Raw genomic sequence first — 22,015 nt, 5'->3', positions numbered from 1 at the left:
AGTAAAAAATTGGCGACGACCTCGGGAACCATACTTTCGCCTTTGGATTCGATTGAATCTTTTCCAGATGGACAAATAGTATCGATCGAAGAACACGAATCGGTTTCTTTATTTTTCTCGGAATCTCGTTCCAATGACGATCTCAAGTTAGTCGAAACGTTTCAAATAAAACTAACGTCTTCCCATTCCCATTTCGGACGCTCCAACTAAAATGGACATGTTTCCGGGCGGATGTCGATTCTCTTTCATCAACTGGTGTGCCAGACCGGTCTGATCAAAATGAAACGTCTTGGATAAGACTGGATCGATCTTTCTTTCGCGAACGAGGTCGTTGACAGCTTTACAATCTTCATCGTTTGCAAAATGAGAACCTTGAAATCTTTTTTGCCTCATCCAAAGATAACGAAGATCTAATGTGGCATTGTATCCTGTCGTACCCGCACAGATCACGATCATTCCACCGGTCGCACATACGAATGCGGAAGTAGGAAGCGTTGCTTCGCCGGGATGTTCGAAGACGATTTTAGGATTGTTCCCATTACCGGCGATCTTCCAAATCGCTTTTCCGAAATCTTTCGCGCGATCCGTCCATTCGGAGAATTTTTTCGGATCATTGATGTCGGAATTGATCGGCCCCCAATGATTGAAGTCGCTTCGATTGATCACACCCGCGGCTCCTAAGTTTTTACAAAACTCAATTTTATCTTCGGAACTAACGACCGCAATCGGGATCCCACCGGCGGCATGAACGATCTGAATCGCCATTGCGCCTAAACCTCCTGCTCCTCCCCAAATGAGAACCACGTCATCTTTTTTCACATCATTCGGTTTCCAATGATGAAGCATCCTGTAGGCCGTTCCAGCGACCAACATATACGCCGCGGATTCTTCCCAACTGAGATGAACCGGACGAGGAAGACATTGGTGCTCTTGGACTTTACAAAATTGTGCGAAGGAACCCCAATTCGTCTCGTATCCCCAAATGATTTGAGAGGGTGCGAACATCGGATCCTTTCCGGAAAGAACCCAGGGATCATTTTTTTCCCAACGCCCGCAGTGAAGCACAACTTCATCTCCGACTTTTACGTTTCTCACTTCGGAACCAACTTTGTAAACGATTCCGGACGCATCCGAACCTCCAATGCTGAATCTTTCGGGTTCGCCTTTTCGATTTCGCGCGGCAATTACGTCGACCGGATTACCGAGCGCCGCCCAAACATTGTTATAATTCACGCCGGCGGCCATAACGGCAACCAAGACCTCATCCGGTCCTATTTCCGGAACGGGCACTTCTTCTTGCTGGAACGCTCGAATCGGATCTCCATATCGTTCGGGACGAATTACCTGTGCGTACATTTTTCTCGGCACGACTCCTAATGGGGGCAGCGTTCCGATCGGGACGATTTCAATTGGTTGCATGATAATACCGATGCTCGATTTTTTTGCCACACTCAAATAGTGTGCAAAATAATACAAGAATATTTATTCATGTATTATTTTACAGAGAATCCAAAAATGGAAAGATTCCCGTAAGATTTCTAAACTTTTTATTGTAAAAAGATTCTTTTCAGGCGGAAATGGACGAAGAATAGCTCTCTTTATTAGAATGAAGTCATTGAACTGAAGGATGTTCGATATTTTATATGGCCAAAATCAACAACCCTAAAAGCGATTCCACGGAACGGGAAAAACATCAATGGACTTTTTTAAGCCATCACGCACACGTTCTTCTTTGTATAAATTCCGACCCGAATGTTCTTCTCAGAGAATTAGCGACAAAGGTAGGAATCACGGAACGAGCGGTGATCGGAATCATCGAAGATCTCGAAGAAGCAGATATTTTGGTCAGAACCAAGGAAGGAAGGAGAAACAGCTATAAGATAAATAAAAAAGCTTCCTTAAGACACAAGTTGAAATCCCATAAAACGGTCAGCGACCTCCTCAGAATTCTAACTTAGCCTCCCCACTCCGCCTTTCAAATCGCTTCATTCATTTTTTCTCGCTTCGTTTCGAATCGATGCAGGATCCAACCATTCTTACCTACCAAAAAATTCTCCGTTTTTATTGAAATTTAATACTTGAATTATTTTACATGTATTTTTTTGCTTGTATTGTCTTTCTTAAATATAGAAATAAATACAATTTGGAGAATACCATGAGATTTATAAAAGGAACGAAAATTGTGATCCTCGTTTTTTTCCTAAATATGGGTTTAAACGCGGAAGTCGATCCGAGTGAATCGCTTAGAAGATTGATGGAAGGTAACAAACGGTTTGTTACCGGGAAGTCCCTTAAACCGAACCAAACACCGGATCGTGTAAAGGAGTTGGTCGCCGGCCAAAAACCGTTCGCCGTGATCGTGGGATGCTCCGACTCCAGGGTCCCGCATGAGATCATTTTCGATCAAGGCATCGGGGATTTATTTATACTAAGAACAGCCGGTCAAGTTTCTACGTATGCATCCTGGGGGAGTATTGAATTTGCGGTCGAAGTACTCGGTAGTAAACTGATCTTAGTGTTAGGCCATACAAAATGCGGAGCGGTTGCGGCGGCTTGTAACGTACCGGATGTTCCTGGCCATATCGTTACTCTCATCAATGCAATTAAACCGGCAGCGGAATTGGCTAAGAATATGCAGGGAGATTTGGTTGATAATGCTGTCAGGATCAATGTCGCCAAACAAGTAAAACAACTAAGAGAACTTGAACCTGTGATCACGAAGAAACTCAAAAAGAAGGAGATCGATATAGTCGGAGCGATTTACGATATCGAAACCGGTAAAGTAGAAATACTACCAGCAAATTATCTGGAAACTCTGAATACGGCGGGTAGTAAATCATGGAAATAGTTCAGTCCTTAACGACAAGCCTTCTCACGCCGATGGTCTTGGCCTTTATTCTTGGAATCGTTTCGACATTGTTAAAAAGCGATCTAAAGTTTCCAGATGGCTTATATGCCGGATTAACGATTTATTTGCTTCTTGCGATAGGAATCAAAGGAGGTGTGAAACTTTCAAGCACACAATTCTTAGAATTTTATAAACCCGCCTTCGTTGCCCTCGTCATGTGTTGTCTGATTCCGTTGTTCGCCTTTTTCATTCTGAACAAAATCGGTAAATTCAACACGATCAATTCCGCGGCGATCGCCGCTCACTATGGCTCCGTATCAGCGGTGACCTTTAGCGAGAGCACCGCGTTCCTGGACTTGATGAACATCGGCTACGAAGGATTTATGCCTTCTTTGCTCGCAATCATGGAAATTCCAGCGATCCTCGTTGCGATTTATATCGCAAAACGCAATTCCTCTTCCGAAAGCTCCGCCAATATCTCAACGATCTTTCACGAATTATTCGCAGGGAAAGGAACCATTCTACTGCTTGGTGGTCTCTTTATCGGATTTTTTTCAGGCAAAAAAGGTTTCGAACAAGTTGCTCCTTTTTTCGAAACTCCATTTAGAGGCGTCCTTGCATTATTCTTACTTGAAGTCGGCATCCTCACAGGAAAAAGAATCTCTGATCTTTCTCAAGTTGGTATTTTTTTAGTATTCTTCGCGATTCTAATGCCGGTAATTCATGCTTCTCTGGGAATCTATTTGGGAAAACTCGCAGGACTTTCCTTGGGTGGTTCGACAATATTCGGAGTCTTATGTGCGAGCGCTTCCTATATCGCCGCGCCAGCGGCAATCCGAATCGCGTTACCGGAGGCAAATCCAACTTACTATTTTACTTCTTCGCTTGCGATCACCTTTCCGTTCAACATCGTCGTCGGACTCCCCTTGTATCTATCTCTTTCAAAATTCTTGTTCAGCTTAGGATCCTAAAGATCGCGAAATGAACTTGAAAACGAAACTCCTCCTGAATTAAAAACCTGGACGAGATTCTTTTTTCCACTTTGCGCCCCTCTTTCTGGAGGGGTTTTTCACCTAAGGCGTATTATGTGAATTCAATCTTTATAACTTTCCATTTTTGCAGGCTCAGAAATGGTTCAAGAGAAGAAATTCTTATTTCGAGACTTCACACGTTCGCAAGAGAAAATAGTCCGATGTAGATGACCACGAATCCAATAAGAATATTTACGTTCAGTAAGCTTAGAGCAACCTCTGACCTGATGGGACCTCAAAACATTTTCGATTGAGTTTGAAAAAGAGTTATGCCAAAAACAGAAACGTTTTTAAGGCGAAAACGAAATAAACTTTTCCCGATAAACAGTCCGCTTATGGTAGAGACTGATCGATTCAACGAATGACGAACAAAGCCTTACTTAGAAATGGAGAATGGAAAAGAATAAAGAGTTTATAGAATAAACTGGCTCGATTGAAGAATGCAACCCTTGCGATTCTCTTAGTTATATTTGAATTTACTCCCTAAACAGAGTGGGAATCTAATTTTGGTAAAAACATAGTTCGATTTTTTCTATTCAATTAGATCTTTTATTTTTTATCTAAATTTTCGGAGTCCAATTAAAAGGAATCATTTCACTCGCAAAGAAAAGTTAGTACTTCACCAAAGCCATCCAGCGACGTTGGCTGTGGATAGTATCGAAAGTATTCTTTCCACATATTCCTTCTGGGAACTTCAATCGCTAACGAGTGCGCTTGTTCCTCTTCCGTACCGATCTCGATAACAGTATTCTGAATGCATTGCGCCAATCGGGAAAAATGATTCCTCTTCCTTTCGGACGTTACATAGCAAAGTTTATGGATCGTACCCTTGAAGGCGTCCGATTTAGAGGTCAAATTCTCATTTGGATCTCCGCTTGATATAAAAATCCGATCGGAATCATAGTGGGAATCATAATCATATTAGGAGCTTGGTTATGGGGGCTCCGTAAGAATGAATTTAAAATTCAGAAGCGTTGGTTTCTATAAAATTTGAAGTCTCATTCAATATTTTTATTATTTTAACTTACGGAACCAATTCTTAACTTATCGCGCGACCTAAGAATCAAATAGAACGAACTCTCTTGGGGTTTTGAACTGTGAGAAGCTGATCTCGAAATAAGATTTATCAATGGGTTCAAAGGAAGATAGCCAATGCTATTTTTCTAAGACGAAAGTCCCGTAAAATTTATATTAGTTATTTTCAGTGGAAAATGGCCCCGAAACTCATTTTTTTTTGGAAACAGAAAGGACAGGAAAGCTTTAAAACTTACGCTTTTGTCCTCCACACTGTAGTTTTTCTCAATGACACTTTTATCCGAAGTTTAAGGGCACAATCGAATCATTTTCGAAACCCGGTGCAAAAAGACAGTCACATAGAAATAACTTTTCACCTTTTTAATTGAATTCACCTTATATTGCGAAATAAATAACAAGAATGTGTATTTTTGGCTTTTCGAAGTTCTAATTTTTAATACAAGTTTAGACCTTCGAAAGCTGAAATCAGAAAATACTAAGTTTAGTGTATTCCTAGTAAAGTGTCCGTCTTAGATATTCGGAGTATGATTACTCTTCCGAATACTATATGGGACCGCTTTCAACAGATTTTCTAAATTCGCTTCTGGATTCTTTATGCAGTCAATTGGCTGTTATAGATAAAACAGGTGAAATCAAATATGTAAACAAAGCGTGGATTGAATTCGGCAGAAAGAACGGCCTAAGCGAAGATTATGATTGGATTGGGAAAAATTATCTCAATGTATGCGAAGTTCCTAATAAAGAAGACATATTGACTACGGCGAGCGGAATCCGAAATGTCTTACAAGGACAAGTTGATAGCTTTACAAGCGACTATCCCTGTCATTCTCCAACTGAAACACGATGGTTCAATATGACAATCAACCGCCTGATCACCCCAGAAGGAGAATTTTATTTAGTTTCTCACAATGAAATTACCGCTCGAAAAATAGCGGAAGATAAAGTCCTTGAGCTTTCCATAAAAGACCCTTTAACAAATCTATCAAATCGTCGACACTTTGATGAGCACTTCCGTAGAGAGTGGCTACGAAGCCTCCGCAATCGGCAATATATTAGCTTAGTATTAATTGATATAGATTATTTTAAGAATTACAATGATTCATTCGGTCATATACAAGGAGATCATTGTTTACAAAAGGTCAGTAGGGAGATTGGAAAATTTGCCCGACGTCCAAGCGACTTAGCCTGCCGTTTCGGTGGGGAAGAATTTATTTTATTATTAGGAAATACATCTCTAGTTCAAGCCCAACAGATAGCAGAAATTTTACGAAATAATATATTTAATTTAAATATTCCCCATCTAAAGTGTTCACGCGTTACGATAAGCGCCGGCGTACATAGCATTCTGGCTTCAGACGAAACTTCCTCGATTCAATTATTAGAAGGTGCGGACCAGGCTCTATACTCTGCCAAAAAGAAGGGGAGAAATCGGATCGAGTCTTTCTTTGAAGCTTATTCTATTTAGAATAAAATATTTTTATAACACAGGATAAACATTGCTGAAAAAGATTAGCGATACTGAATCGACGCTTCAATCTGAATTGTAGAACTTACGATAAACTTCCCCGATAAAAATAAATAAAATCGATCGTCTCTGTTTCGTTTCGTATAATTGAAATTTTAGGTAAGACTCAGAATATTTTCAAAACGTGAGATTTGGAATTTGTAACTTTTTTCACTTCTTCATGAGAACATACTTGCCCAGTCAGTACAAGTATAAACCGAATCAAATACTGTGATTCTAATGATTCGGATTCGATATTAATAAAAACTCCTTTCCATTAAATACAAACTCAGAAGAAATAATCTTGCTTGGGGAATCATCTCCTTCCGGTGGAGGACTATCATTTATGATGATCCTGGGACGATCAAATTGGTAGAAAGAAGCACTTCGTGATCCTGCCGCCTTAAAAATCAATTGAAACGAACTTCCTTTTTCTTCTAAAACAAATACAAGATTAAATGCTTCCGGTTGAAAACAACCTCTGCATTCATCATATTTATATTTTTCAGTCGCTCTTATTACATGGAATTTTCTTTTTTTCCATTCAAAATAGTCAATATCCGAATATTGAGGATCAATGTCATCGTCCACCTCATGGCTTAGAAATTCATAAATTTTGGTTTTTTTCCTATCAAAATCTTGAGTCCGCGCATACAAAGGGGCATATTTGTTCGATAAAATTATACTTTCCGCAGGAACGTAGCAATCAGCAATTTTTGTAACTTTAAGTTCGGAATACCAGTCCTCCAAACTTGCTTCTTGTTTTTGAAGCCTGAAAAATACTTTTCCGTCTTTAGTTACAAATCTAGATTGAATCAGATAGTATTGATTTTCGTATATTTGGTTATTTTTACTTCTTTTTAGAATATTATGATTCATTAAATAGATGGATTCTGGTGAATTCTTAACGTAAGCCCAACCCGTTTCATTCGTTTCGAAATCGGTAAGCGATGATAAGCTTTCGATCGAATCTTTGACCATAATGAATGGAGAAAATACGAAACCCACATTTTGAGACTTCGTCTTTACCTTTACCCAATATCCTCTTCTACCATTTACGGAGATTGATGATTCGCTATCTTCCGTTATCTCAACTATCGCTTTCGTTGCAAGTTTCTCAATGGGCCTGCTATCAACCGTTGGCTCATTCCTTACGAACAAGGATGTCGCAACAACGAGTCCATACTTAGGTTTTTCTAAATTTAGAAAAATTAGAGACGAGTTATTCTTATTGTATTCTATAAATCCAATTTGATTTTCATTTTTTATTTTCAGCCAATCCACCGGATGTTTGGACTCTTTTGAGGAGATCCTATCTAAAATTGTAAATTTCGAATTTTCCTTTATTTCAAATACAATAGTACTTTTACTGTCCGGTCTGGAGAAGGCCACTATTTTCGATCTTGTTGTGTATCCATTACCGATCTGAGTAGTCGTACAATCAGCAAGGAAAAATAATATGAATATTTGGCCGAATAGACTTTTCGAATTCATATTCACAGATTTTAGTATCTTCATTTTTATTGAAAGTTTAAAATCATAACGGTCAACCCAAGACCATTCCGGCAGGAATGGATGGGTCTGCTTTTTGCAGGTTTTAGGAAGGTTGAAAGGGATAGGTCCTTTTTTTGGAGATTCGTGTTTTTATTCTATAGAATGAAAATATAAACTACACGTTTTCTGAAAGGTCTATCTATAATTTTATTGTGCTTCAATGCTTGTTACCTTCGGAAAAAATCTCATCGCCGATTTGACTCGTAACTTGTATTTTGCGAAAAGGGGAATTTTCCTCGGCCAATGCAAAACAGGCTTTTGCGAATAGAAAGTTCGCTCTTATGTTATCCCCTCTTTCATCTCGAACTAACTGGGAGAGAATAACGTCCGGTGACCAAAAAAACAGTTCCACTCCGCGCGTTAAAACAATCTACACCACCTTTGTTTTAATACGAACGACTCTGTTTTCATCATAATTGAATCCAAAGTCCGATAAAAAACAAACTCCTGATTCGATTGGTAATCGGGCGATAAAGAATTCAAAGTGGAGGTTTCGTCAGCTTCAACCACTTTCTTTCCACTATCGATGAACCATTGTGCCAAGCCTACCGTCGCAAATAATGAATCGTAATCCCGAATCAGAGATCGATTAAAACTTTGGAAAAAACGCCGCAAATCTTTATGAGGTTGAATAAAGGTGTCTAATAAATCTTCATATGATAACTCGCGATTCTTCTCACATATTCTAAAGAGTGAATTCTCAAAATAACCAAGCTCCTGATTATTGGATTCCCGGGTTCTCGAGACAAATAATTGCCGATTCTTGAGTTCGCCTATTATTATTAATCTGGATGACCAGAGATTGAGGATACCAACGATAAGACCAATATAGATTTCGTAGAACTGCAATCTTTTCCGACTCAAGTTGGTTCTATCCCAAAATTCGGATCTCCCAACGAGCTGATACCAATAACCCGGATCGTCAAAGAGTGCGACGAGAATGCCTGCATGATTCAGGCATTCATCGGATTTGATTCGGGGAAATTTTGAATCAACCGGGAAATGAATGAGTGTAGAAGTATCCATGAGTAAGGCCTCTCGCAAGGGGAATCGGAAAACATGATGTTTTATGGTGATTCAATTTCTATTTTTTTACAATGGGAATGATACCGGGTAGTTTTTTGCAAATTCAATGTAAACGGAATTTTTTAAACCCAACAGCATATATATTCAATTCCCCTTATTTTTTATTTTCACTTCTTTTTTTTGGATTCATGTAATTGCTTATGCAACATTTAGGCTATTTTCATAGGTATTGTTACATCCATAAGGGGATCAATAATCCTAAACGGTTTTGAGAAAGATTGCGAAGTCACTCATAATGCGGGTCACCTATAGTAAGTAAGAGAACTAATTATTCGACGTTATCTTTTGTCTCCAACGGGAAATTGGTTCACACTTTTGCAATTTCCAATGAATTTTTCAGATAGCCTTCGTCATAACGTTTCTTCGTTGCCCGGCTTTGTGCTTAAATACAAAACCTAATCTATCAAATGTTGGTTTGAAACCCATAAAACGATAACTCGGTGAATCTGGATCAACAGGATAAACTTCAAGATACCTTGCTCCATTCTCCTTGGCATATATTGTTGCGTGATTAACAAATTCCTCTGTAATACCTTTTTGTCTGTATTCCTTTTTAATGAAAAAGCAAACCAAAGACCATACATCAATCAACGCTTTGTCTCCGGATAATTCTCGATAACTTTCCCTTGGTCCGATCGAACACCAGGCAATTGCTTCCGTATCATTATAACAAAGTATTCCTATAGGGATTCTACGATTCATATAGCTAATAAGAGATTTTTTCTTGTCGGCTTTGCTATTTCGGTCAGTCGTTTCTTCCATATTTCGCCATACCATGCACCAGCAATTGTGGGGTCCACCTTTGCTTTCAAAAAGTTTTTCCAAATCAGTCCAGTTGGATTCGTTAACAGGTTTATAGCTTAATTTTAACATAAAATATATAAATCCGCATCCTGTTTCAGAGCAACTTTTAAATTTAAATTATCGAAGTATAAATCGTGATTCTGATACTTTGATTATTTAAAAGAAGTTACGTTAGTCCATTCTTCATGTGGAAAGACAGACCAGATGACTATAACTTTAAAAAAATATTCTCAAATTGATATAGTGTAAATTTACTGTAGGGAAGATTCAAGTTACGATTCTCAAAAAGAGATTTTGTAAAAGTTCTTACTACTGATAGATTCAATTCTTATCTTTGCCCCTCGGTTTGAGTCTTAATTTTTTCGAACACTATACTTTCTCATCTCCTACATACAGGTATTGTCGTTATCCTCAAAGGTCTTTTTGTTACAATGCAAGTTTTCCTGAAATGACATCGATTGAGATAATAAGACTGATTTATAACGCCTTTCGTTCACGTTCCAACAGCTTACTCAGAGTAAAGCAGGAACGACCGAAAGGGTTGGTGCCGAGTAGATAGACAAAAAAACAGCGTCCACATTTCCAAGATTTTTGGCTCCGTGAATTTGATTCGGTACTGCGATATCAATCTGACCGGCTGAAATCGTCCGACTTTGCCCTCCGCCGAGAAAATAAGTTAGTGACCCGCGCAGAACAATCCAAGTGTCTTGTCCGTCTGGATGTGTATGAGCTGGAACTTCCTGACCTGGTCGTACGCCCCAAACGGCTATACTCGAAAGCGAAGTGACTGCGACTTCCGTCACAGTGGCTTTTTCATCAGAAAAGCGGACGAGTTGCTCTGCATCAAAAATACGCTGATTCGGCGCGGTGGTTGAAATCTCCATATCGTTATTTCTCCTCAGAAAATTGTAATGAATGATGATTGATTTAAAAATAGTTCCATGATAAATGAATACAAGAACAAATTTTAAATTATTGAAATTCTATATAACTAAAGAAAGTTGTGCATTCATTCTGTATCAAAGGATTTACTTACAGTTTTTTTTAATTTTTCCTGACAATGCTTTTGAATTCCTCTTCCTATTTGGCGATTTCGGTTTTTGAAATACGAGAATGAAAAAAAAGTTCAGATAGGTTTTCTAAATTCTTTTTTTCGAATCGATTTCGAAATAAATAAAGTGTCAAACTGGGAATCCACCCAAAAGACTGATCCCTACTTGAAATTCGTTCTATAAAACCGATTACTTCTCTGTGCATATGCGGCTCGCCCTACCTCTTTTTCGTCATCAATTAAGCTTCCAAAGTCACTAGTAATTCGAGCGTCTTGTATATTAAATTTTTTAGCTATCACTTGAAACTAAAGCGAAAAAAAGAGAGTGCTCGCGTCAAAACGAAACCCTATAATTCCCGTTGCGTCATTCTCATAAAATAATTTCGTTCAAATATATCTGCGAATTCAAGCTTTTATACTCCTTTTACAACGATTGATTATTTATGACTGATTGCAAATATCGATTTCGTTCTCCTAATTATAATACAAATTTAATCAGAAATTCCTTGTTTGCTTTTTCCCATTGGATACGCAATAAAGATCTTTCCGTTTTCAATCTTTTCTCAATTTGATCGCATTTCTGGATTAGTTGGACCAAATCTGCTTGTAGCTCCTTATATTGATTCAAATCTTCTTTCGTTTTTTCACTGCGGCTCATTTTACCGAATCTCTTTTTAAATCGATTAAAACGTTCTTTTTGAAGAATCAATTCTACAAAAAAAGGAACGTCTTCGGTAGATTCTTTTTGGTAAAATGCCAAATTCTTTCTATAACTTAAAATCAAGCTGCCGTCGTTTTTATACACAGGATGTTTTTCTAATATTGAGAACATATGATCAGAAAGTTGGATCAGCGCAAGACGTCTCTTTTCGATATCAATCACGTTTTCGGATTGAATCGCATATAGGAGATGTGCTTCTGTTAGATAAATATAAAAATTCTCTACATATAGATTTTCATGGTAATTCAATGCTTCGGCGGCGTTTCTCAAACGGAATGAATTGGCGTTTTCTTTCTCTAAATAATGAACATTGTTTTCGATTGCGAATTTATTTTTGGCTTCTAAAAATATTTGTTCATTCGTGTACAAAACCGTGCTCGCTTCTCGTTTTGTTAATAAATAACTCAATTTATATTCAGATGACTTATTTTTATTCGCATCGAACAACAACTGTTCAAATGGACTGTACCTCACCAAAAATAGAAGAGAAATGCCGGAAAGATAATTCATCACGGCATTTTTGAAACTTTCATTTTCTTTAAATGGTGTTGTCACCTGAACTCTTTTCTCCGTTTGTTCGACTAGGTCTACTATCTTTGATATTGAATTGTTTGCAGGCTGAGGTGGATCGGGTTTTGCAATGAGTTGAATATATCTTAAACTCTCCTTTGCAACTCCTTCGGTTAAGAAGATAAGTTCGTCCATATGTTCGAGGGCGGAGTCTTTGGCGAGTATAGAGTTTACAAAAATAAAACTGTAAATGCTCAGTAGAACATAGAGGATTTTCGAAATCGTTTTCATTTTTCTTCTTCTTTTTTAGACAATTGTAAATAATCACACATAATTTTATAAGCCTCGTCGATATATATACTCCTTTCTATTTGTTTTTTTTCTTTCGATCGAAGGTTCATAATAAAAGGATCAATCTTTTCCAAGACTTGATCGAAAGTAAGACTTTCCACAGAAAACACACTTATTCTATTTTGAGTCGCGAATTCCAAGTCTTGTTTAAATCTTTCTAGGTCGGCTTTAATTTTGAAATATTCCTCTGAATTTAATGGAAGTTGTTCGACTGAAATTTTCAATTTTCGGTATCTTCGTATCAGGGTTTGAATCAACGAAAAATTTTGATTATGTTTTAATCTATCTCTGCTCATTTCGCTCAAACGAGCGACATCGACTCTGAAAGAATTCATTTTATCTCCCAATTCTTTTTGTGCGTCGAGTGTCTCTTTTGGGATGGAAAAAGGCAAATTAGATTCCTTGTCATAGAGATCGGAAAGTGAAGGTAACGAGATATCCGGAATTATTCCTTCTTGTTGGTAAGTGATTCCTTTTACGTTAAAAAACATATTGGTGGTTAAGAATATAAAATCGGAATTCTGCGCATTGCCCTTCAAAGGAAAAGGCAATTGCGATGAAGCCTTTCCGAAACTTATTCCACCCACGATGATAGCTCGGTCGTAACTTCGTAATATCGAAGCCAGCCCCTCCGATGCAGAGGCACTGCCTCCATTCAATAGGATGAGTAATGGCCCGTTGTATAAAGCACCGCCAGAACTATATTCAGAATCTGTGGCAATATCATAAAGATGATGATCGGTGAAAGATTTCTTCTCCCGAAACAATGGAGTATCACCTCCAAGAAAAGGATCGATGTCGATGAAAATGTTCGCAACCTGTTTCATTTCGAAAGACTTTCCGCCATCGTTATCCCTTAAGTCTAGGATTAAGCCTTGTATATTCTCTTTCCTTAATTTATATATTTCTTTTGCAATATCTTGGGCACAACCTTTCGAATCAGTATCAAAATTAGTATAAAAACTGGAAAGGTACAAATACCCGATTCGATATTTTCCCTTTAAAAAATATCCGGTGACGGCATTCTCATTAGATACACTCTTTTCTTTTTGCATTGAAACGGACAAGATTCGCCCGTCTTTCTTTCTGATTTTAAATAGTGAAGTTCCATTCCCTATTTCGGAAAGAAACGATTCCATTTCATCGACCGAGTAATTGGAAGTATCTAAGGTTCGATTTTTGGATGTGACTCGGATTCCCAAAATCCTATCTCCCGAGTGAATATTCGCCGATTTCCAGGCGGGACTTCCATGTATAACATCTTTGATTTCCGCATAACCGAAATTATTCTCTACTAAGGTTATTCCGAAATAATAGTCTTCGGAAGAATTGATCCGATCGTAGTACCTTTTTTCAGAAGAGGATAAATAATAGCTATGAGGGTCGTAAACTTTTAGCATGGCATTCAGAAATTGTGAATCCATATATGAATCGTAATTACCGCTCGTTGGATACAAAACACTCTGAATCGATTTTCTTAATTTGCTAGCGACAGAACTCGTGAATTTTTGCTTTGAAATACTTTTCAGTCCGTTGGCGGTAGAGGAATAATTCAAGTCGAATTCGAAGGATAGCAAGTTATATCTAAAATAACGGTTCCAACGCTCTCTCCTTGCCTCCTCATCAACGGGAAAATCTGTTTCTCTTCGTCTATAAAATTCAATATTCCCTTCAGAAAGTGAATTTAAACGATTCCTTTTTAATTTCTCTAAATACTTTAAACTCGCAATAAGTCTAGTTTTATATACTACAGCAACTACATTCAAAAACGGTGAAATTCGGATACGATCTCGCGAATGGATTTGAAAGTCATATTTATTTAGTTCAGATATGTCTTTCTGTGTGAAATAAATTCCATGTGGATCCAAACTTGTTAAAAATGACTCTTTAACGATTTCTGAAAAGCCAGAACGAATTTTAGAATCTCGTAAATAGTGTTCCTCTGCAACGATCGAAAGTATTTTTTTTGTTTTTTGCTCTAACCGGTTTCCGAAATTTGATTCTGCGTGAATTGAAACAATGCAAAGATTTGACAGTAAGATGAAATAAAAAAAATGAGAAAAGGAAAGAGGATTCATTCTGCGGATCTTAGCTATGATATTTATGATTCTTTTATCTATTTGTTCTAATCTCTATTAAGCTAATATCTTAAGAGGATAGATTATTCGTTTTAACATGCTAGTTAGGAAAGAATTTCAAGATATGCAAATTTTATGCTTTATCCAAAGAAAAATATCCAACTTAGGTTAGGAGGCAATTCCTATCTAAATTGAAATTTATTTCTAAAATTAAAAATTGCTCAGCGAAATCAAGTATACTTAAAAGAGGATAAGATAATCCTCTTTAGAAAGCCCGGATCCCTTTTCAGCTAACTGATTTTTGCCGTTGTTTAAGATTCCGTAAGGAGGTTCTTTTCAAGCCTCCGTTTGATGAGCGAAAACTAATTAGTCTTTGAGATACTGGCTTCATTTCTACTTGCCTATTCGTGTGAAAAGATTTAGGGTAGTTGATCGATTAAGCGCAATTTTGATTTCAATCTCCCAACCCAGAACCCCGGATTCAAAGCGGCTCGCTTCGACATTCCTTAACTATCGAATTGATTGGAATAAAAGACTCTCTAAATCCGAGATATAGTCTCGCTAAAATGCATAAATTGAATAAGCATTTAAATACAATTTAAGGAAAATGAAAATTCGATATTGAATTCCGAAATAATAAATCCTGAAATATTCGACCCTAAATTTCGATGGGTCGTTGCGAGAACATTTGCTTGGATTCAAACTTTTCAAACCGTTAAAACAGGTTGAAAATTAAAGAAAATAGTTATTTAGCCGTTCTCAAAATCGATTTTAATCTCATTCTTTTAAGAAAGGCCGTAAAGTGGTTTTGTGAAAAACTAAGCAACTCCCTCTTTCAAGGGTCAGTCCAAAACATGGGTAAAGTTTTGCTCGAAGAAACGCAACCGCCATTTTTTTCCATGGCAAGTAATAATTGCTGAGTAGGATTCGTACCAGAACGTACGATTACTGCATACGGACTCCATTCACTCGAATCTCTAAGACCAAGGCACAAATACACATCGTCCCCAGGTTTAGCATCAAAACTCACCGCCTTGACCTCTTCGAGATGTTTTCCTCCGGGAAAAGTTGAGACCCACATTTCGGGTTGAATATTAATTGTATGACGGCCGGGAATAATCGCGATATCCGTACTATCCATGTATTTAGACGCAAGTTCGATCCCGTCAATCCTTCGAATTCCAGAATTAAAGTGACGTAACATTACAAGATCTGATTTCGGATAATGAATAGGTATGTTCCACAAAATGGGCTTGCGTGCAATGCAAGTAACAACTCCTATAAAAATCAAGAAAGCGAATCTAACGTTCGATTTAAGATAAGAAAGATATGACATAAGCTAATTCCAATTTTTAACGTTACACGAAACGCCTGCCCTAAATACTCTTAATTCATTTCCGCAATCGTTTCTAATTTCTTAGAAGAAAACATATCGGCTGGAGAAACAACAAAATCATTGAGTGGAATATTTTTTCCGTATCTCTTCTTCATCAGATATTCGACCGTTGAATTATTTAGATCGAAATCCTTCAATCTTTTGTCTTCAGTAAGCTCAATGTTCAATGCTTTTTTATATATTTTCCAGGCTAACTCAGTACAGTAAATTTTTTCATCGGACCAGTTAAAATAGATATCATAGTGCTTTCCAAGATATTGATCACCAATTGACTTCATTAATTTTATTTTTTCCTCGTTGAGTATCATTTCCGAATTTGCTAACCTTTTAATTACGAAATGTTTATTTTTTCCTCTCGAAATAAAAGTGTCGATTTCAGTTATTCTTACTGGCTCTACAGCCTCTAATACTTTTAGTTTTCCTTTATATTTGAAAACTATTCCAACATGAGTATATCTTGATTTAGTAGCGATTTTAATAGCTTTTCCCTGTTCCGAAAGCGTTTCTTGGAATATTAGATCCCCTTCTTTAAGCCTATCCTTAAAAGAATCTCCATTCAATTGGAGCGAGATTAAAATAAACGGTATACCGAATACGATTTTTAAGTGGTGTCTCATCCCTGTTAAATTCTCCTTAGTAGCCATTTCGCCTAACTTTAAATTAAGAACGTTCGCATTTTTTCTTTCAATACTTTTTATAGTTACCTCTAAAAAATCATAAAGCCTGTGTAGTCCTTTTTCGACAATTTCTTTCGGCGACATCATTTTCAATCCTTTATGTGGTGCAAAGGAATTGTAGTCGTCAATCCAATTGTGTATTTTCAGCATAACTTCTTCAGCATGGTTTAGGTGATTCACATAAGCATAATCTCTTTTGAATGTTTTCACAAAGGCTTCGGCCACACCATTCTCTCCGGAGTATAAACAGGAGTATGACAAACTTCAAATCCCAGCGTTTTAACAAAAGCCACAGTGGCAAAAGAAATATATTGAGGACCGTTGTCGGATAGGAACTGCGTCGAAGAGACTTTGGAATCACCAAATCGTTGCTCCTTTGCTTCAAGAAGCATATCTCGAATCATCTGACCGTCAATGCCAATCGTTGAGGAAATATAACTTATACTTTCTTGCAACTAAAGAAACCGAATATCGCGGTTCTAATGTCTCTCTTACTATCTCTTCCTTTTCCATAGAAGACCACCTTCTTCTTCGCTGAACAGAGGTGCTTACGTGGACCGTATCCTTCTTACTATGATTCATAACATTACCGCAATTGTCTCGGAGCTAACGGAAGTGTTTTGTTAAAAGTGCAGTAGGCACAGTAACCGGTATACGATATAAGCCTCTCGGTCCTCACCAAAATGAATAGATTTCATTAAGCGACGGCGGATTGAAATCGGTAAATCATCTGCTTGGTTTGAAAGCGTTTCCAATATTCATCCTTCCTCAAAAAGAGAACACTCAACACTCTTGAACTAAATATCCTTCTCTATGTCGAAGTACGATTTGAAGAATAAAACCTCACCAGTTTTTCGTTTCTCCAATATCCTTTTTCAATTCTTTATCTTTAATAATGGGTAGGAATTTTTAATTCTGGAATTGAAATTTTCTTTTTAAATGGAAGAATGCAGATACATCCAGTTAGTAAAATATCTGGAAATAGTAATATTTTTTTAAAAATCGTTTCCTCACTATACTTGATTTTGACAATTTTCAGACGGAGAGGGATATAAGAATCAATCAATGCGACCTTTTTCTTTAATCAGAATCTCTACTTCCTCCCAAGCAAGAGGGACATCTTTCCAAGGTCTATTCATCCGATAGAACCGGTTTGACTCAACGGCTGGCGCGCCGTCTTTCATTGCTCGCTCATGCTCTCTAGAATAAATAAAATCTTCCAAAGAATCCTCATTCTCCCAAACTGTCATTGTCCAAGCGCGATTCCCGAAGATTTGTCTTCGAATACATCCACCAAGAAACCCTTGATTGTCTTCTAGACTCTTTCGAACGGAAGAGACTCTGTTCCAAAAAGTAATTTGTTCAAATATCGAACCCTTAGTATGTACTTCTGTTAAAGCAACGACGACGATCGTGTCGGGATGAATGAGAGAAGAATCTAACTTAGAGGATTTCTTAAAAGGACTTGCCAAAGCACATCCCGCCAAGGTCGAGAAGAACGTTGTTAATATTACGATTTTCATTTCTTTTTGAAAACCATATCAGACATGATTTGTTTAAGAATGAGTGATCGGAGTCTCTTCGGGAGCACAATTAAAGAATAACCCAAAAACTTTGAGAGGAATCCAGGTCGAACTGTAGGTTTTTTACCGAGGCAAACTAAACTGAATTTTGCAATTCCTTTTGGCGATTGCGACAAACCCATACTCATATGCGCTCGTTCGCCGAAACCGGAATTTACTGGTCCTGGAGCCACTGATAGTATATCAATCCCTATCAGCTTGAACTCATCATAGAGTCCCTCGGCAAAACTTTGAATAAATGCTTTCGTCGCTGAATAAGTGCTCGCCCATGCGACACCCTGGAATCCGACTAAAGAGCCAAATAGAATGATTCCGCCTTTTTGTTTCAGTTTGAATCTATTTGCAAAATGATGTGTAAGCTGGACTACGGAACGACAATTCAAATCAATCTGATTCAATTCGGTTTCTAATGACAACTCAGTGAATTTTCCACCGCTTCCAAATCCAGCCGCCAAGACTATCAGCCCAATATTGATATCTTTCGTCTCTGTAATTAGAGTATTTACATTTTCCGTACTGCTCAAATCGAAAGCGCGATATGTGACTGCGACTTTATAAACTTCTTCGATTTCTTTTTTCAACTTTGATAGCTCATCCTCTCTACGAGCAACGAGATAAAGGTTGAAACCAGTTCTTGCCAGCTCCAAAGCGAAGTCCTTTCCGATCCCACTCGAAGCTCCCGTAACGAAAGCCCACTCGCCGTATTTGTGAACAAAAGTTTCTTTAGCCATCTTATTCCCTATCCAATTACAGAATTTATGATCTCAAGATAGACTATTAAAATGAGAGTAACTATGAAAATAAAACTCATTGTGATTATTTTTTTATTAAGAATCCCGAGCCCTATTTAGTAAACGTTATGGAAGGAATGTTTTGGTCGTTCAAAATCACAGAGAATCCATAAATCTTCTCCCCTATTAGAAGATTTTAAATAAAAGATTTCCGAATTAGATGACAAAATAGCAGAAAGAAGAAGAACCGCTATCTCAAAAAAACCCGATAACAATCCTACTATGTGCGAGTAGTAAGATTCCATAAAATTCCTAATCATCTCGCTCTTAATGAGTATTAAATCATCGAAGGGTTTGAGGCCAGATAAAAGTCCGAACCACGATTCATTGGCGACGTTATTTTCGTAGGAGTGAATCATAAAGTTTTTCACAAATGAGAACTTGACAAAAATTCTACTCAGTCGCCTAACAATGAACTTTGAAGTCTTTAACCTTTCTATCTCAACATACGTTTTTATTCCCCAAAGAGTTTGAGATATAGAAGGAATAACATAAAATGAGAACTTTTCATTCTGAAAAGAGCGGTCGTTCGACCCTGTAAAATTCTCCTATTTTGAAATATGCCGGTTACAAACGAAATCGGCGAGTTGATCCTTCCGCTAAGGAGGCGGCAAACTTTGGAGCAAAATAAGATCTTAGATTAACCTCGTTATAAAGTGATTCTTATATTTTATTCTTTCTTGCATCGCCGAGCATAAATCGACAGAATAAGGTCCTTTCCTTTTTTACAGGGAACAGTGGGCAAGAAGCTGGGACCCAAGACGTTCCGGAGGAAAGGTCGGACTCCGCTTTTTGCAGGGTGTGGAATGGTTGAAAGGAATTCTCATTCGGAAACGATTTGAAAGTAGTTTCCGTCCTTCCATTTCTCGTAACGCGACCAATTGATCGTTTTTCCCACCGGAACATACGGATAATCCTGATGTTTGACTTTGATTCCATGTGCCAGGGAATAAATTCCAGCCGCGAGAGAGATCGCAACGTCCCTCCTCCGCTTCGTCATGAGAATCATATCTTTCTCCTTATCTATATAACCGATTTCTAAATAAGCCGAGATTGCATTGATAAAGGTAGGCAACGCGTAAGTGGAAAGATAGGGTTTATTGATCGGCCCCGGTTCGGGAGAATCCTCATCGGAATTGGTTTTTCGAAGTCCATATTGTACAAAACGCATGAGCTCCGCAGAAGCGTAGTGATTGTCGCCGCCGAATCCTTCCCTACCATCCTCTCTCCTCCAGAGCTCGGGTTCGGCCTTTTCTCTTTCCCAAAATTTACCTTCTGCGGAAAAACTTTTATGAGTTTTAGAATACGGCCCTTTCCCTCCGACCTTGGCCAATTCTTCCCAACCGGGAAGATCTTTATATTTCCAAGTGATCATATTTTGACGATATCCTTCGAAAGCGGAGAGGTCCGTTTTTTTACCCGTTCTGTTCGGCCAATAACCGAGGAAATAAATCCAAGCATCGGCGACCGCGTTCTCCAATCGAGACCAACCTTCTTTGAAAATCATCCAATGATTCCAAGGGGATGCGGTGAACTTTTCTTCCGAATACCTTCCTTCCGAAATTCCTTTGAGAACATAGAAAGTTCTATAAGAAGGAGAAAGGACCGCCGCCATTCCGCCGGGATGTTCTTTGTAACTCGGATTGAGATGAAGAGAAACGACCAAGTTCGGTTTTTCCTGATTGATAAACGAAATTCTTCCCTGTTTTATCTTTTTCGTTTTTTTGTCCGGATAATCGAAAAGACGATAAGGCGCGTTCGGATCTTCGTTCGCCGAATATTCCTTCTCCTCTGCGTTTCCGTTTCGAGTCATCACAGAATCGATTTTAATCCAAGGAAGTTCTTCGTTCGTGAACGTCTTCATATAGGTTCGAAACGTTTCGAATCCGTCCTCCGTTCTTGTGAGGTCGAGAATCTCCTTGAGTTCTTTAGCAAGTTCTAATACGACCGTCCTTTCTTTTCTTCCTCTGGCAGAGGCGCCGGACTTATAGAGTTCGAGATATTTTTCGGAAATAGGATCGTATTTGTCCCCGTGATCTTCCTTGGGTTTAAGATCGACTCCCCCATGTCCGGGATCGATCACCACCTTAAACGTTTTAACGGGAGTTTGGATGTTTGAATCCGATTCTTCCTTTTTTCCGGGGCCGGCCTCGATGACCGCACCCGGAAGAAGAATCGAGAGAAGAAGGAATTTAAAAAAGAAGGAAAAGTATTTCTGTCGCCTCACTATTTTTTCTGCGGGTCCTTATTGTCTGAGCTTTCCGAGAACACCATATTCCGATTGTCGCTCAGGTCCACTTTATATTTTTCACGAACGGTCTTACTTTCTTCTTCCGCTTTCAATTTACTTAGAATGGAGATTCCGTATTCTTTTGCTAAACGGAAATGAATGAGAGAATCCTTGTATCTGGAATCCTTTCTCATTCTATCCGCCTGGATCATCTGATAATAAGCGATTTGGAGTTTGTGGTGATTTGCCGAAATTTCTCGGCTTCTTGCGGAAGAGGAAGCGGTAAGTCCGTTCTGCGTTTGTTCCACACTAACGATCGTATCGGCACATTCACCGAGCAGTTGATCCGTTCTTTTATTGTATTGATCCGAAAATTTATTGTAGAGTTTGTCCACATTTTCGCTCGTTTCCCGCATCTTTCTTCCGGCGACCACGTATTGTCTTCTGTAATAGTAATGAAGAGCGTCGTTGTACTGTTTCCAAATGGAGTTCAATTCTTCATTGGAACCCTGAACGCTGGATCCGAAGTTTTTCGTCACCGTCGCGAGAGCGTGAATATCATTTTTCACTCTTTCCTTCATGGAATCCAAAGTTCTCGCGTAATGAAATTCTTCCAAATAGTCGCCTTGGTATTTCGGATCGTTGGCGGCACTCGCGAGCTCACTGCCCTTTTCGTCTTCCTTTGTCGAGGCGGACTGAGCTCCGATGGAAAACGAAACGATGAAGAATAGGACGATGAAAATAGGGAAACTTTTTAATGACATG

19 protein-coding genes and 1 pseudogene are annotated in these 22,015 nt (G+C 38.3%); 4 read left to right on the top strand and 16 right to left on the bottom strand.

Annotated features, from left to right (window positions below; all coding sequences use genetic code 11):
* Window positions 1-171: 171 nt before the first annotated feature.
* Entirely contained in the window at window positions 172-1,419 is a 1,248-nt protein-coding gene (gene ccrA / locus DLM75_RS19700; RefSeq protein WP_118970215.1) for a crotonyl-CoA carboxylase/reductase, read from the bottom strand.
* Window positions 1,420-1,643: 224 nt separating this feature from the next.
* Between ccrA and DLM75_RS19695 the strand changes: the two genes are divergently transcribed.
* The 4 genes from DLM75_RS19695 (at window position 1,644) to DLM75_RS19675 (ending at window position 6,379) form a co-directional block, all read left to right on the top strand.
* Window positions 1,644-1,958: a helix-turn-helix domain-containing protein gene (locus tag DLM75_RS19695; RefSeq protein WP_118970214.1), complete on the top strand. Its 315-nt coding sequence runs from the start codon at window positions 1,644-1,646 to the stop codon at window positions 1,956-1,958.
* A gap of 197 nt (window positions 1,959-2,155) precedes the next feature.
* Window positions 2,156-2,848, top strand: coding sequence for a carbonic anhydrase (locus DLM75_RS19690; protein ID WP_118970213.1), 693 nt, complete (start codon window positions 2,156-2,158; stop codon window positions 2,846-2,848).
* Entirely contained in the window at window positions 2,839-3,819 is a 981-nt protein-coding gene (locus tag DLM75_RS19685) for a sodium-dependent bicarbonate transport family permease (RefSeq protein ID WP_167731791.1), read from the top strand. The genes DLM75_RS19690 and DLM75_RS19685 overlap by 10 nt, the downstream gene beginning before the upstream one ends.
* Before the next feature lie 1,642 nt (window positions 3,820-5,461).
* Complete coding sequence (locus tag DLM75_RS19675) at window positions 5,462-6,379, top strand: sensor domain-containing diguanylate cyclase (protein ID WP_118970211.1); 918 nt, start codon at window positions 5,462-5,464, stop codon at window positions 6,377-6,379.
* A gap of 276 nt (window positions 6,380-6,655) precedes the next feature.
* Here the strand turns inward: DLM75_RS19675 and DLM75_RS19670 are convergent, their stop codons facing one another.
* From DLM75_RS19670 to DLM75_RS19595, 15 genes and pseudogenes are all read right to left on the bottom strand, one after another.
* The gene (locus tag DLM75_RS19670) at window positions 6,656-7,912 is read right to left on the bottom strand and encodes an SH3 domain-containing protein (RefSeq protein ID WP_118970210.1); all 1,257 of its coding nucleotides are present in this window, start codon (window positions 7,910-7,912) and stop codon (window positions 6,656-6,658) included.
* A gap of 420 nt (window positions 7,913-8,332) precedes the next feature.
* Window positions 8,333-8,998, bottom strand: a complete 666-nt coding sequence (locus DLM75_RS19660; protein WP_118970208.1) for a hypothetical protein — start codon at window positions 8,996-8,998, stop codon at window positions 8,333-8,335.
* 396 nt (window positions 8,999-9,394) lie between these two features.
* Window positions 9,395-9,931, bottom strand: a complete 537-nt coding sequence (locus DLM75_RS19655) for a GNAT family N-acetyltransferase (protein WP_118970207.1) — start codon at window positions 9,929-9,931, stop codon at window positions 9,395-9,397.
* Window positions 9,932-10,374: 443 nt separating this feature from the next.
* A complete protein-coding gene (locus tag DLM75_RS19650) occupies window positions 10,375-10,746 on the bottom strand; it encodes a cupin domain-containing protein (protein ID WP_118970206.1) in 372 nt (123 codons plus the stop codon).
* Window positions 10,747-11,391: 645 nt separating this feature from the next.
* Window positions 11,392-12,435, bottom strand: coding sequence for a hypothetical protein (locus tag DLM75_RS19645; RefSeq protein WP_118970205.1), 1,044 nt, complete (start codon window positions 12,433-12,435; stop codon window positions 11,392-11,394).
* Window positions 12,432-14,573 carry a carboxy terminal-processing peptidase gene (locus DLM75_RS19640; protein WP_118970204.1) on the bottom strand — a complete coding sequence of 714 codons (2,142 nt, stop codon included), beginning with the start codon at window positions 14,571-14,573 and terminating at the stop codon, window positions 12,432-12,434. Before DLM75_RS19640 ends, DLM75_RS19645 begins: the two co-directional genes overlap by 4 nt.
* 835 nt (window positions 14,574-15,408) lie before the next feature.
* Complete coding sequence (locus tag DLM75_RS19635; protein WP_118970203.1) at window positions 15,409-15,909, bottom strand: hypothetical protein; 501 nt, start codon at window positions 15,907-15,909, stop codon at window positions 15,409-15,411.
* A 50-nt stretch (window positions 15,910-15,959) separates the two neighbouring features.
* Window positions 15,960-16,586 (bottom strand): YiiX family permuted papain-like enzyme, encoded by a 627-nt coding sequence (locus tag DLM75_RS19630; protein ID WP_241547995.1) that lies wholly within the window; start codon window positions 16,584-16,586, stop codon window positions 15,960-15,962.
* 195 nt (window positions 16,587-16,781) lie between these two features.
* Window positions 16,782-16,826 (bottom strand): annotated as a pseudogene (locus tag DLM75_RS24740) (hypothetical protein); the annotation flags it as partial.
* 26 nt (window positions 16,827-16,852) lie between these two features.
* Window positions 16,853-17,101, bottom strand: coding sequence for an integrase catalytic domain-containing protein (locus DLM75_RS24490; RefSeq protein WP_147456673.1), 249 nt, complete (start codon window positions 17,099-17,101; stop codon window positions 16,853-16,855).
* Window positions 17,058-17,159 (bottom strand): hypothetical protein, encoded by a 102-nt coding sequence (locus DLM75_RS25065; RefSeq protein ID WP_429945504.1) that lies wholly within the window; start codon window positions 17,157-17,159, stop codon window positions 17,058-17,060. The genes DLM75_RS24490 and DLM75_RS25065 overlap by 44 nt, the downstream gene beginning before the upstream one ends.
* Before the next feature lie 545 nt (window positions 17,160-17,704).
* Window positions 17,705-18,169: a DUF3291 domain-containing protein gene (locus DLM75_RS19615; protein WP_118970199.1), complete on the bottom strand. Its 465-nt coding sequence runs from the start codon at window positions 18,167-18,169 to the stop codon at window positions 17,705-17,707.
* Complete coding sequence (locus tag DLM75_RS19610; RefSeq protein WP_118970198.1) at window positions 18,166-18,960, bottom strand: SDR family NAD(P)-dependent oxidoreductase; 795 nt, start codon at window positions 18,958-18,960, stop codon at window positions 18,166-18,168. Before DLM75_RS19610 ends, DLM75_RS19615 begins: the two co-directional genes overlap by 4 nt.
* Window positions 18,961-19,843: 883 nt before the next feature.
* Entirely contained in the window at window positions 19,844-21,247 is a 1,404-nt protein-coding gene (locus DLM75_RS19600) for an N-acetylmuramoyl-L-alanine amidase (RefSeq protein ID WP_167731790.1), read from the bottom strand.
* Window positions 21,247-22,014 carry a hypothetical protein gene (locus DLM75_RS19595; protein WP_118970196.1) on the bottom strand — a complete coding sequence of 256 codons (768 nt, stop codon included), beginning with the start codon at window positions 22,012-22,014 and terminating at the stop codon, window positions 21,247-21,249. Before DLM75_RS19595 ends, DLM75_RS19600 begins: the two co-directional genes overlap by 1 nt.
* Window position 22,015: the final 1 nt, after the last annotated feature.

Origin of the sequence: Leptospira stimsonii, from assembly GCF_003545885.1 — a bacterium.
Classification (GTDB): Bacteria; Spirochaetota; Leptospiria; order Leptospirales; family Leptospiraceae; genus Leptospira; species Leptospira stimsonii.
This window is presented reverse-complemented; position numbering and strand designations above follow the sequence as displayed.

Coding starts and splice junctions, on each gene's coding strand:
- DLM75_RS19615 (WP_118970199.1), bottom strand. CDS start 18,169: ATGAAAATCGTAATATTAACAACGTTCTTCTCGACCTTGGCGGGATGT.
- DLM75_RS19650 (WP_118970206.1), bottom strand. CDS start 10,746: ATGGAGATTTCAACCACCGCGCCGAATCAGCGTATTTTTGATGCAGAG.
- DLM75_RS25065 (WP_429945504.1), bottom strand. CDS start 17,159: ATGGAAAAGGAAGAGATAGTAAGAGAGACATTAGAACCGCGATATTCG.
- DLM75_RS19630 (WP_241547995.1), bottom strand. CDS start 16,586: ATGAGACACCACTTAAAAATCGTATTCGGTATACCGTTTATTTTAATC.
- DLM75_RS19660 (WP_118970208.1), bottom strand. CDS start 8,998: ATGGATACTTCTACACTCATTCATTTCCCGGTTGATTCAAAATTTCCC.
- DLM75_RS19595 (WP_118970196.1), bottom strand. CDS start 22,014: ATGTCATTAAAAAGTTTCCCTATTTTCATCGTCCTATTCTTCATCGTT.
- DLM75_RS19640 (WP_118970204.1), bottom strand. CDS start 14,573: ATGAATCCTCTTTCCTTTTCTCATTTTTTTTATTTCATCTTACTGTCA.
- DLM75_RS19610 (WP_118970198.1), bottom strand. CDS start 18,960: ATGGCTAAAGAAACTTTTGTTCACAAATACGGCGAGTGGGCTTTCGTT.
- DLM75_RS19675 (WP_118970211.1), top strand. CDS start 5,462: ATGGGACCGCTTTCAACAGATTTTCTAAATTCGCTTCTGGATTCTTTA.
- DLM75_RS19685 (WP_167731791.1), top strand. CDS start 2,839: ATGGAAATAGTTCAGTCCTTAACGACAAGCCTTCTCACGCCGATGGTC.
- DLM75_RS19670 (WP_118970210.1), bottom strand. CDS start 7,912: ATGAATTCGAAAAGTCTATTCGGCCAAATATTCATATTATTTTTCCTT.
- DLM75_RS19690 (WP_118970213.1), top strand. CDS start 2,156: ATGAGATTTATAAAAGGAACGAAAATTGTGATCCTCGTTTTTTTCCTA.
- ccrA (WP_118970215.1), bottom strand. CDS start 1,419: ATGCAACCAATTGAAATCGTCCCGATCGGAACGCTGCCCCCATTAGGA.
- DLM75_RS19655 (WP_118970207.1), bottom strand. CDS start 9,931: ATGTTAAAATTAAGCTATAAACCTGTTAACGAATCCAACTGGACTGAT.
- DLM75_RS19645 (WP_118970205.1), bottom strand. CDS start 12,435: ATGAAAACGATTTCGAAAATCCTCTATGTTCTACTGAGCATTTACAGT.
- DLM75_RS19695 (WP_118970214.1), top strand. CDS start 1,644: ATGGCCAAAATCAACAACCCTAAAAGCGATTCCACGGAACGGGAAAAA.
- DLM75_RS19635 (WP_118970203.1), bottom strand. CDS start 15,909: ATGTCATATCTTTCTTATCTTAAATCGAACGTTAGATTCGCTTTCTTG.